Below are 10844 nucleotides of genomic sequence, written 5' to 3' on the forward strand. Positions count from 1 at the left end.
ACCAGGAAACTGGTAGATGAAATGAAGGTCATTCTGCAAAAGGTTGCCGATGATAATGAAATTGTGATCGAAAAAATGGAAGTCATGCCCGATCATGTCCATGTATTGATCAGTTTTCCGCCTAGCAAGGCACCAACCAGTGCCATCAAGGCGCTCAAGGGCAGAAGCGCCTTTATCTTTCTCAAACGGCATCCGGAAATTCGCCATTCTCAAGATTGGGGTGGGCATTTATGGTCACCCAGCTACTACATGAGTACACTTGGCAACATGAACAAGGACGTCGTTGAGAATTACATCAACAACCAAAAGTACAACGAACTGAAAAAGCGCCCTAAAGGGCGTTGAGAGAGGGCCTATCCATCCCATGACTAAAGTCACGGGATTTCCGGCCAGTCATAATTAAAAACTCTATTTGACTCAAGCCGAAAATAGACATTCCAAGCAATCAGCTTCAGATTCACTAAAAGGTAAGTTTACTTACCCCTACAAGCGATCCCTTCAAGCTCCAAAACTACCATTAAGGGAAATATACGCAAAAAGCTAATCTGGTCTTAGGCGGGATTAGCTTTTTTCCCATTTGCTAATGAAATTAGACCCGAAAAGTGTTGACTCAACTGATCACGCTTTAGTGGACTTTGACTTCTTTTTATTTTGTATAAATTGTTTAACGGTCACTACTTTTCCTTGATTAAGCGGCTGGAGCGTTTTCCCAGAGAGCATAAGCGCGTGATCCTGCAATGATATTTGATGGCTTTCAGATTCTGACTCCTCATGTCCGCCCCAGTTATTCGTCATTAATGCTTGCGAATTTGGATACGTAAAAGTTGAAAGCTTTTCCGGTTTCAAATCAATGATTGCTCCATTTTTACTAAAGGAACCTTCTTCGATCTTAAAACTAGCAGGCGATTTAGGGTTCTCACTTACATCGGTAATATTGATAACGTAATGACCGCTGTTTTTTAAATTAATGACGGTGCTTGTCATGCCTTGCCCTATAAAGAAAGTTCCCAGATAGAAATATTTACGTCGTTGATAAATCATGATAGCCATACCGGTCGCAATCATTGCTAAAACAAGAATCGAAATATTAGTCGCCATATCATTCACTCCTCATGTTCTGATCCTACCACTCAAATCGTTGACATATTGCCAGAAAAGAGGACGTGACTAATGAGCCACGCCCCCTTAAACAACTGCATCCCCATATAAGTCAACGGTAACTAGATACCGTCATCAGAGCCAGTAGCCATATTGTCTGGCATATCCAGCGTAAACTTTTGCGTACCTTGTTTTGATGCAGCAATAATCGCATCAGCATAAGCATCGGCATTATCATAGTCACTGAATACAGATTCAAGTAACGACCCTAGGTTACAGCCTGAAACAACAGCGAATTGCGGATTTTTGCTTGCTAGGGTTGCCGCCACTTTGTACGGGGTTCCGCCAGCTAAATCTGTAAAAAACAATGTCGGTTTTGGATCAGATCCAAGAATCGTTTCAAACTTAGCTTGGAGTTGTTTATCGCTCATGCCTTCTGAAAAGTTCACGAACGACCAGTTGTCTGGAACGCTAGCCAGAAGATGTAGTGCGCCCTTGAACCCATCGGCAAAAGTACCATGTCCAGTGACGATAACTTGAACTTTACTCAATGTCTAATTCCTCCTCAAATCGCTTACTAACAGCTACATCCAACCAATGGCCGCCATAACGATGGCAAGCACAAAGGTCACGACAATTAGCCAAATTGGGTTAACATTCTTCTTCAACAGCCAATACAGCAAGAAGACAAATGCAAATGGCAGAATATTCGGGAAGATTTTATCCAGCAACTGCTTTTGCAAGTTGATAACTGTGTTCCCAGCGCCAACCTTAATGGTAAGTGACATCTTAACGTAACTAGCAATCAAACCACCGATAACGGTTAAACCTAAGATAGAAGCGACGTGTGAAATGATTCGAGAGTTTTCTTGAATAACGTCGATCGCTCGAGTACCAAGATTATAACCCAAGTGCGCCAACGGAATACGTGACCAGAATAGGAACAGATAAACCAGGAAGAACAGAATTGGTCCAAAAACATTCCCGTTCTTCGCGATTGATGCAGAAATACCACCAACAATCGGCATAATAGTGAACCAGAAAATCGCATCACCGATGCCGGCCATAGGACCAAACAATGCGTTCTTTAAACCTTTAATAGTTGTCCGATCAACGTGGCCTTCTTCCATCGTCAGCAGTAAGCCCATCAGAATAGGATAAAGTGGCGGTGAACTGTTGATAAATTCCATGTTGTCGGTCATAACTGCTTTAAGGCCATCCGGATCATCTTTATAGATCTTTTGCCAATATGGCAACTGTGCCCAAGTCCAGCCTGGTGCATGCATCCGTTCGTATGAGAATGACGCTTGAACTAAGTTAGACCGAATCCCAAGCATGGAGATTTCGTGATTGGTAAATATGCTCTTCTTATGATTCTTCTCATGATCCTTGTCATCAGATGCCATCATTCATGCCTCCTCCTTGAGATTGGTTTTCAACTTCCTTGACTTGTTTTTCTAACTTAATCTGATCACGGCTACGGTAGAATTCAATCATCGCAAATACAGCGCCAACTAAAGCAACTGGCAGAACATTTGAGAATGGAATCATCGAAGCCATAACAAAACCTAAAAGCAAATATGCGAAGTATTGACCCTTTAACATAACCTTCAACAGCATTGCAAAGCCGACAGCAGGCAAAATGCCACCAGCTAATTCGAAGCCATGTGTCAACCAGTGCGGCATTGAGTTAACAAGCATCTTCATTGGTGCTTGTGCAGCATAAGCACTGAGGAATGCCATAATTCCGAAAGACAAAGTGACAATCGTGAGCGGAACGAAATTCAATCGTTTAAATGCCCTTGTATTCCCTTCTGCGGCATACTCATCGAATTTTGGCAAAAACAGTGAAAAGCTGGAGTAGAAGAACAACAGAATATATTGCATTAACATTGCGAACGGCAATGAAAGCCCGATCGCTGTTGCTGGAGCAGTTTTGTTAGTTGCTGCAATAACAACCGTCATAATCCCACATAGTACTGTGTTTGGCGGTTGTGTTCCGCCGGCAGGAGTCAAACCGGCAAAGGCTAATTCAGTCAACCCGCCGGCGATGACACCGAGTTGTAAATCGCCCAAGATAAGACCAGTGACGGTGCAGACAATGATCGGACGAAAAATGAAGAACGCCTGGAGCCAACAATCAAGACCCGATATCATTGCCCAAAGTGCGATTAACACCCCTTGAGTTAAGGTAACATCCATGGAACTGACACCTCCAATTTAATCTATTGACTATTGAACGTTCTTTAATAAGTCAGCAGTAATTGGTATCTTCTTTTCACCTGGATAGTCCTGAATGAAAATATTGACGCCGGCATTCACAATTGCTAGCAAATCCTCCTTGTCTTGCTTGTCGACGTAGACTTTCTTAGTAATCTCCGTCTTGCCTGGTGCAAAATGCATGTTGCCAACATTGACTTCTTTAATTGGCACACCATTTTCAACCAATTTGCGAACATCCGCTGGCGTCTTAACGACAATAAATATGTGCTGACGATCAGCGGCCTTCCCAATAATGTCAATAGTATGTTGAATCGTGAAGAAACGGATGCCAGCACCGGAAGAATCAGCGGTTGTTGCCATCAATTTCTGTTGAAGCGGATCAGTGGCAGCTTGGTCGTTGGCAACTAAAATCAGATTTGCGTTAACGGCGCGTGTCCAAGTAACTCCAACCTGACCATGAACTAACCGATTGTCGATACGCGTAAAAACAATATTTGCAGCCATCCTTTTCACCTCCCTATATTTTTTGTCGAAGCGCGAACGGAAACTGACGTCAAATATTTGCAGCGTTATCGTTCTTACAAACAAGGCAATCTCCCTGGGACAAACCCACATGCCTCTCTGATATCGCTTACAGAAACCGGAGTAAAAATAAATTTGCCTGTGCGGTTCCCAAAAGTGATCAACCACTTAATTGAAAGTGTCCATCGAATCCCAGCTTTAAAGAATGCTGTTTTTGAATCAGTCAAGTCGTTTGCTCGCTTGTTAGAACGTTTGTTTCTGTACTGTTAATTAATGTTTGTTTCTGTTCACTAATTATTATAAACAAACGCTTTCAGGAGTCAAGGAAATTTCAAAAAAGGTTGGCAAATTAGATAGACTGTTAAATATACGTTTAATCCGTTGATATGTAAGCACTTAAAGCACACTCTTAACTTTGCAAAATTTTCCTTTTAATTTTTTCTAGAAAACAAAAGAGAACACATTCAAACAAATCGGGCGCAATTAAATGACTATCCACCTATTTTGAACAGGTTTTTTGCAACTGAACATTCTATATAAAATTCCACTTATATGTACCGTCTACTTGATATCCTTTTGAACACGTGATCGTTAACTAGAACTATAGGTGCCTCAGTTGAGATTCCTCCAACTTTTACAAAAGAAAAAGCCTTCCAAATTAGGAAAGCTTCCTTCTTCACCCATAAGCATGCTAATCGCAGCAACCCTACTCAAACGTCCAAGTATTCGCCAACGTAAACGGCTCCCCTGGCAACAGTGTAATCGCCGACAGATCATCCCCACTGACCGGTGCAAACTGGCATTCGAGGGCAACACCGTCAAACTGCTTGATGTTATGAGGAATGCCGGTGCCGTCAAAATGGTTAGCAGTGTAGACGACTACACTTGGCGCCGTGGTGACTAAGGTCATGGTGTGCTTAGCTGTTTGCAACTTGGCCGCCAATGTTTTGCCGTTTTTCAAAAGAAATGGATGGTTGATGCCGCGTTCGGCGGTGATTTGATCGGCGCGGGTGTGGATGACGTCGCCGAGTTTTTGGCCTTTGCGGAAATCGAAGACGGTACCTGCTACTGGCTGCCAGCCTTGATTGGGCAGGTGCTCAGCGTCTAGTGGCTTATAATCGTCAGCCGGAATGGTCAACGTGGTGTCATCAATCGTGGCCGGTTGATCCAGTGCGAAGTAAGTGTGGTTGGTCGGATTAAACAAGGTTTCCGCATCGCTCAAGGCATCAAGCCGATACTGTAGGGCATTCGTGTTAGTCAGCGTATACGTTACCTGCAGCTTTAGATTGCCGGGATAGTCGTTGTGTCCGGCTGGATCAACAAACGTAAAGCTGGCACTTGCTGTTGTGTCGGTTTTTTCAATGCGAAAATTGTAAACTTGCCGATCGAGGCCGTCATCGCCGCCATGAATGTGGTTGTTACCTTCATTCATGGGCAAATCGACTTTGACATCACCATGTTGCCACACATGACCGCGAATCCGACCGACAATGCGGCCAACTGTCCCACCTAAGAAGTTGCGTTCTTTAGCGTAATCCTCACGACTTGGCAGCGAAAGAATCATATTGTGCAACCCGTCAGCTTCCGGCAGCAATACTTTTTCCAAAGTTGCGCCGTAGTTTAGCAGTTTGACCACCATTCCCTGATCATTGGTCAATGTTAGTTCGTACAAGTCGTGTCCTTGGTACTGACCATATTGTTCCACTGAAACGTCCATCATATCCTCCTTAATGATGTAACACGGTATCACTACAAACTGCTGGCCCGCATCACAAGCTCACTCTTGAAATTGACTTGGCGTGGTACCCGCTTGGCATCGGTCAGCCTTGCCTGCAACAACTCAACCGCTGTCTGGCCCATTTGATCCGTGGCCGCATGAACCGTCGACAGTGGTGGTGTCGTGAACTTGGCGACTGCTACATCGTTAAAGCTAATGACAGAAACCCGTTGCGGCACCGCTAAGCCAGACTCGTTCAACGCGCGTAAAGCACCAACCGCCATGGTGTCGTTGGCAATAATGAAGCCATGCGGCAACTGGTCGCCTAACGTTTCAATCGCATTTTTCATCAAGCGGTAACCTGAATCCGGCGTAAATTTGCCGATCAGCCGAAACTCAGGGTGTGCGAATCCGGCTTCTTTAGCCACACGATCAAACGTTGCTGTTCGCACATCCTGAAACTGTTCACGGCCGCTGCGACTAGTCTCAAGTCCGCCGAGAAAGCCAATATCGTCAATGCCGACTTTGCGAAAATGCGCAATGATCTCTTTAATCGGCCCGGCATAATCGGCGGTAACCGAGTCGCAGTCGAACGCCAGCATGTTCTGATCAACAAAAACTACCGGAAGCCCCAATGCTTTTATTTTTGCCACTTCGCCTGCGTCATATTTACCTAAAGCAATGATGCCTTGGATGTTGGCAACACTGTCACTATCCAGCTGCTCGAGGTGAAAGTTCTGCAAATGGTACCCAACACTGGCCGCTTTCGCTTCAATCTCGTACTGAATTTGCAGATAATAAAGATCGTTCAATTCTTCTTGTTCACTACGCCACTGGACCAGGGCCACCGTTGTCTGAGTGGGTACCCGTTTGCGTCGTCGCGGCTTATACGCTAATTTCTCAGCGGTTTTCAAAACGCGCTGCCGCGTTTCTGGTGTCACAGCCAGCGTCGCGTCATAATTCAAAATTCGCGAAACCGTAGCGATCGATACCCCCGCCGCTTTCGCAATGTCAGTAATCGTGGTCATCGATTCCCTCCGTTTCCCTGACCATACTGCCAAAACATACGCTTAAAGTGTGCGGCAAAAGCGGCTGAAAGCCTTTTGTCCGATTTCATCGCGTTTAAACACGCCAGCATCTTCCAGCACACGGGCGAAGACGCGGCCCACGGCTTCTTGTAGTTGCGCTTCTGCATTATCTGGCGTCCACTGGTATTTGGCCTTAAGCTGGTCCGCCCATGCTTTGTGAATCGGCTTCATGTCATTGGCTTCGTCCAACAAGTATTTTTGGACTTCAGCCAATTCCGTCTTGAGCCGTGCCGGTAAAATGGCACGTCCCATCACTTCGATGAGTCCGATATTTTCCTTTTTAATATGCTGGACATCCTGATGCGGGTGGAAAATACCGTCAGGATACTGCTTACTGGTCTGATTATCACGCAAAACCAGATCAAGCTGGTATTCGGAGCCGACACGGCGGGCAATCGGCGTCACGGTGTGGTGCGGTTTACCGTCTACAAATGCCCGCACGTCAAGAGATTCATCCGTATACTGATCCCAAACCTGCCGAACATGTTCAGCGGCGTTCACCAGTTCCTCGCGATCAGCGCTGACCAAGCGAATGACACTCATCGGCCACTTCACAATACCGGCGAAAATATGTGGATGGCCGCTGATCTCAACTTGGGTCTCGATTGGCGCTTTCGCCATTGGAAACGTATGCCGCCCACCTTGATAATGCTCGTGAGCCAGCATCGAACCGCCAACGATTGGCAAGTCCGCGTTGGAGCCGACAAAATACGTCGGGAACATGGCAACAATCGCCAACAGATTTTCAAATGTACTCTGATCAATCACCATGGGCTCATGAATGGCATCCAAAAAGATCGCGTGCTCATTGAAATAAGCATAAGGCGAATACTGGAAGCCCCAGGTTTTCCCACCTAACAAGAACCGAATAATTCGATGATTCGTGCGCGCGGCAAAATTACTGCGACCTGCATAGCCCTCCGTTTGCAGACACAACGCACATGCCGGATAGCCAGACTGGGCGTGCGCTGCTGCGGCAATGTCTTTCGGATCCTTTTCCGGCTTGGAGAGGTTGATCGTAATTTCCAAGTCGCCGTACTCGGTCTTGGCCGGAAAGACCAGATTCTTGGCAATCGCCCGGGTTTGAATATAATTATTCGCCCGACTCAAAGCAAAGAACCAGTCAGTCGCAACCCGCGGCCCGGCTTGATACTTATCCCAGAACAGCTGATTCACGCGGCTCGGGGTTGGCGTCGCAAAATCCATCAGTTGGGATTCAAGAATCTGGCGTGCCGATTGCGAATCCGGAATTTTACCATTGTCCTGTGCGGCCTGGACCATTAAATCAAGGTTTTTTAACGGGTCCGGATCGCCGGGCAAGTCAAGCGCCGCGTCGCCAATGAGGTTCAGCAGTTTGTTGGTCAGATACACCGCATCCATGTGGGTATAATCCGGATTCAGCTTAATAATCGTCTCAATATGGTTGGTAATTGCGGTCAATGACGGTCACCAAAACCTTCCGGATGATTCTCGTGCCAGTTCCAGGCAGTCTCGATAATTTTGTCGATGTCGTCGTAGTTTGGCTTCCAGCCTAAAATGTCGCGTGCTTTGTCCGAACTGGCGATTAAGGTGCTTGGGTCGCCTGCACGCCGCGGTGCCATGGTTGCCGGAATCTTCTGTCCAGTTACTTTACGAGCAGCGTTCAAGATTTCCAGATTGGAGAAGCCGTGAGCGGAACCAATATTGAAGGCCGATGACTGGTTGCCGGCGTTCAGATACTTCAATGCCAGCACGTGTGCGTCAGCTAAATCAACCACATGCACATAATCGCGAACATTGGTGCCATCCTTGGTTGGGTAATCATCGCCATAGATCTGCAGACCGGTACGGGTTCCTGCTGCAACCTGCAAAATAATCGGAATCAAATGGGTTTCGGGATGGTGATCTTCACCAATCGAACCATCAGGCATTGCGCCAGCCACGTTGAAGTACCGCAGCGCAACAAACTTCAGCCCATAAGCAATGTCGGCCCAGTGCATGATCTTTTCCATGGCCAGTTTGCTTTCGCCATATGGGTTGGTTGGCACTTGCGGATCGGTTTCTTTGATCGGCACCTGCTTCGGTTCACCGTAAGTAGCGGCTGTCGATGAGAAGACAATCTTTTTAATACCAAACTGGTTCATCGCTTCAAGCAGCGTGATCATGCCACCAGTATTGTTGTCAAAATACTTCAGGGGATCTTTCATGGATTCCGGCACAATCGAAAAGGCCGCAAAGTGCACGATGCCATCGATCTTTTCCTTGCTGAACACCTGGCTTAGGAAGTGGTAATCGCGAATGTCGCCTTGGTAAAAGCGGGCGCGCGGATCAACCGCCTTGCGATGACCGGTAATCAAGTTGTCTAAAACTACGACATCTTCCCCGTCAGCCAGTAGTTGCTTAACCGTATGTGAACCGATGTAGCCTGCGCCACCTAAAACTGCAATTGTCATGTTAATGTTTTCTCCTTTACTTTTTGCTTTCGCATCCACCTAGACTGATTGATAGTCAGCCAGCGCTAATTTAACTGCTTAGCTCCGTCAGCAATGTCTGCCACATAGAAATGGGCATCGTAGCCAATCTTTTCAGTATAAGCTTTACCGACGTTGCTAATAAAGTCCTCAACATCAGCGCTATTGACAATGGCAATCGCGCAGCCGCCAAAACCGGCACCGGTCATCCGCGCACCTAAGACGCCGCGTTGTTTCAAAGCGTTGGTCACCAAAGTATCGAGTTCAATGCCGGTGACTTCATAATCAAATGCCAAGGAAACCCCTGATGCGGAAACCAGCTTGCCAAACGTTGTCAAGTCGCCTTTTTGCAGCGCTTGTGCCGCCGTTAATGTCCGTTGATTTTCAAAAACCGCATGACGGGCACGTTTGATCAGAATCGGATCATAAATGAGGTACGTGTTTTCGTCAAATTCATCTTCGGTCAACTGACCAAGGCTCTTCACGTCGATGCCTTTTTGCAGCATCGCCAAGGCCTTTTCGCATTCACTGCGGCGTTCGTTGTACTTGGAGTCAGCCAGCTCACGGCGCTTGTTGGTGTTCATAATGACGATGACGTTATCGCCCATTTCGACCGGCAGATACTCGTATTTCATGGTGTTCGTATCCAGTAGTGTTGCTTGATTGGCACGGCCCATTTCGATGGCAAACTGATCCATGATCCCGGAGTTAACGCCGATATAATCGTTTTCGACTTTCACGCCAAACTTAACCAAATCCAACGGGGCAAATCCGCCGTCAAAAAGATTATTCAGAATCGTGCCGACCAACATTTCCAATGAAGCTGAGCTCGACAGTCCTGCACCATCTGGCAAGTTACCGTTGATGTAAACGTTCAAGCCATGCGTGTAATTAATCCCCGCAGTCTTCATCACGCGCGCCATGCCCTGAAAATAATCCGTCCACAAGCCGCGCTTTTCCTGGAAAAGATCCGGGAACGGAATGTCAATAATCCCAACCTTGGCGAAGTTAGCCGAATACAAACGGAACGCATTATCATCATTAGTGCCAACCGCTGCATAAGTTCCAAGCGAAATTGCGCATGGAAAAACATGCCCACCATTGTAATCGGTATGTTCGCCAATCAGATTAATCCGCCCGGGAGCGAAAAACGTATGCTCTGCCTTCTTGCCAAATTGCTCTGTAAAGCCATTCGTGACATCTGTACTGTTCACTATCAATTCCCCCTATATTTCACAAGCCAACTATTTTTGTTTGCAACTTTTTGTAACCGTTTTTATTTTACTAAAAAAGTCTCGCAAATGGAAGCACTAATATCAAATTGCTTTGTACAAGTTTGGTAACAAATCATGCTGCCTACGCCGCAATCCACCATAGAACTTTGCATTTTAGTAAAACTTTTCCTTATTTCTTCTACGCTACGCCAAACTCCGCAATCGCCAACAAAATACGCGGAGGCGCACACCGTGGACACGACTTAGAATTTCTGATAATGAATCACGACGAAACAAAAAGGACACAACTCCTTGCGGTCGGCCCTGTCAAGTTGACAGATGAAATAATATAAAATTTTGGTAGCTTTTAGATGGCCTTATTCCAGTATTCTTCTGGGGTAAGGCCGTCTCTTTGTCCTGAACGATTATCGTGATTGAAATAGTGGATCCCATCTTCAACGAGCTGGACGAATTCCTTGTAAGTCTTTGCCATTGGATGACGATCCATCCACCGCAGTTTAAATTCGTTCCA

General features: G+C 46.3%; 12 protein-coding genes. 1 reads left to right on the plus strand and 11 read right to left on the minus strand.

From position 1 onward, the window contains the following. A partial coding sequence (gene tnpA / locus BVJ53_RS12980) for an IS200/IS605 family transposase (RefSeq protein WP_129302773.1) occupies positions 1-345 on the plus strand: 345 nt, incomplete at its 5' end. Between the two features lie 273 nt (positions 346-618). Here the strand turns inward: tnpA and BVJ53_RS12985 are convergent. From BVJ53_RS12985 to BVJ53_RS15610, 11 genes are all read right to left on the minus strand, one after another. Further along, positions 619-1098 (minus strand): hypothetical protein, encoded by a 480-nt coding sequence (locus tag BVJ53_RS12985; RefSeq protein WP_129302774.1) that lies wholly within the window; start codon positions 1096-1098, stop codon positions 619-621. 122 nt (positions 1099-1220) lie between these two features. Beyond that, positions 1221-1649, minus strand: coding sequence for a PTS sugar transporter subunit IIA (locus BVJ53_RS12990; RefSeq protein WP_129302775.1), 429 nt, complete (start codon positions 1647-1649; stop codon positions 1221-1223). Positions 1650-1682: 33 nt separating this feature from the next. Continuing rightward, positions 1683-2507, minus strand: coding sequence for a PTS galactosamine transporter subunit IID (gene agaD / locus BVJ53_RS12995; RefSeq protein WP_129302776.1), 825 nt, complete (start codon positions 2505-2507; stop codon positions 1683-1685). Continuing rightward, complete coding sequence (gene agaC, locus BVJ53_RS13000) at positions 2494-3300, minus strand: PTS galactosamine transporter subunit IIC (RefSeq protein ID WP_129302777.1); 807 nt, start codon at positions 3298-3300, stop codon at positions 2494-2496. Before agaC ends, agaD begins: the two co-directional genes overlap by 14 nt. 30 nt (positions 3301-3330) lie before the next feature. Then, a complete protein-coding gene (gene agaB, locus BVJ53_RS13005) occupies positions 3331-3825 on the minus strand; it encodes a PTS galactosamine transporter subunit IIB (RefSeq protein ID WP_129302778.1) in 495 nt (164 codons plus the stop codon). 724 nt (positions 3826-4549) lie between these two features. After that, positions 4550-5560 (minus strand): aldose epimerase family protein, encoded by a 1011-nt coding sequence (locus BVJ53_RS13010; protein WP_129302783.1) that lies wholly within the window; start codon positions 5558-5560, stop codon positions 4550-4552. 32 nt (positions 5561-5592) lie between these two features. Beyond that, positions 5593-6588, minus strand: coding sequence for a LacI family DNA-binding transcriptional regulator (locus tag BVJ53_RS13015; protein WP_129302779.1), 996 nt, complete (start codon positions 6586-6588; stop codon positions 5593-5595). Between the two features lie 42 nt (positions 6589-6630). Further along, a complete protein-coding gene (locus tag BVJ53_RS13020; RefSeq protein WP_129302780.1) occupies positions 6631-8088 on the minus strand; it encodes a UDP-glucose--hexose-1-phosphate uridylyltransferase in 1458 nt (485 codons plus the stop codon). Continuing rightward, positions 8085-9080 carry a UDP-glucose 4-epimerase GalE gene (gene galE / locus BVJ53_RS13025; protein WP_129302781.1) on the minus strand — a complete coding sequence of 332 codons (996 nt, stop codon included), beginning with the start codon at positions 9078-9080 and terminating at the stop codon, positions 8085-8087. The genes BVJ53_RS13020 and galE overlap by 4 nt, the downstream gene beginning before the upstream one ends. 65 nt (positions 9081-9145) lie before the next feature. Then, positions 9146-10312 carry a galactokinase gene (locus BVJ53_RS13030; RefSeq protein ID WP_129302782.1) on the minus strand — a complete coding sequence of 389 codons (1167 nt, stop codon included), beginning with the start codon at positions 10310-10312 and terminating at the stop codon, positions 9146-9148. Between the two features lie 367 nt (positions 10313-10679). Further along, positions 10680-10820 (minus strand): IS3 family transposase, encoded by a 141-nt coding sequence (locus tag BVJ53_RS15610; protein WP_414467456.1) that lies wholly within the window; start codon positions 10818-10820, stop codon positions 10680-10682. Positions 10821-10844: the final 24 nt, after the last annotated feature.

Origin of the sequence: Lacticaseibacillus chiayiensis, from assembly GCF_004123795.1 — a bacterium.
GTDB classification, from domain to species: domain Bacteria; phylum Bacillota; class Bacilli; order Lactobacillales; family Lactobacillaceae; genus Lacticaseibacillus; species Lacticaseibacillus chiayiensis.

Coding starts and splice junctions, on each gene's coding strand:
- BVJ53_RS12985 (WP_129302774.1), bottom strand. CDS start 1,098: ATGGCGACTAATATTTCGATTCTTGTTTTAGCAATGATTGCGACCGGT.
- agaD (WP_129302776.1), bottom strand. CDS start 2,507: ATGATGGCATCTGATGACAAGGATCATGAGAAGAATCATAAGAAGAGC.
- agaC (WP_129302777.1), bottom strand. CDS start 3,300: ATGGATGTTACCTTAACTCAAGGGGTGTTAATCGCACTTTGGGCAATG.
- agaB (WP_129302778.1), bottom strand. CDS start 3,825: ATGGCTGCAAATATTGTTTTTACGCGTATCGACAATCGGTTAGTTCAT.
- BVJ53_RS13010 (WP_129302783.1), bottom strand. CDS start 5,560: ATGGACGTTTCAGTGGAACAATATGGTCAGTACCAAGGACACGACTTG.
- BVJ53_RS13015 (WP_129302779.1), bottom strand. CDS start 6,588: ATGACCACGATTACTGACATTGCGAAAGCGGCGGGGGTATCGATCGCT.
- galE (WP_129302781.1), bottom strand. CDS start 9,080: ATGACAATTGCAGTTTTAGGTGGCGCAGGCTACATCGGTTCACATACG.
- BVJ53_RS15610 (WP_414467456.1), bottom strand. CDS start 10,820: ATGGATCGTCATCCAATGGCAAAGACTTACAAGGAATTCGTCCAGCTC.